Genomic DNA, 273 nt, shown 5'->3' with positions numbered 1-273 from the left:
CGAGTTCGCCGTGGCAACCGACGCCCGGCGCAAGGAAGTGTACTGGGCGCATTACCGCAGCACGGGTGGAACGGCTGAACTCCTGGCCGGTCCGTTTGTCAGTGACCCCGCAGAAGTTCCGGAGCTGCCGGTCTACGGCGTCGGTGCGGGCCTCTATCCGGAACTGCTGCACGGTGTCTCGGGCTTCACCGATGCGCAACCCACCGCGTCCGCACTGGGCCGCACCGCCGTCGTACGCCTGGTCCGCGGACTGCCGCTGCTGGACACCACCCC

Annotated in this window: 1 pseudogene; it reads left to right on the top strand. The window is 68.9% G+C overall.

What is annotated here, in order from left to right:
- A pseudogene (locus SB754_RS20250) lies at positions 1-273 on the top strand (tRNA (adenosine(37)-N6)-threonylcarbamoyltransferase complex dimerization subunit type 1 TsaB); the annotation flags it as partial.

This window comes from Leifsonia sp. SIMBA_070, assembly GCF_046534635.1.
Classification (GTDB): Bacteria; Actinomycetota; Actinomycetes; order Actinomycetales; family Microbacteriaceae; genus Leifsonia.
This window is presented reverse-complemented; position numbering and strand designations above follow the sequence as displayed.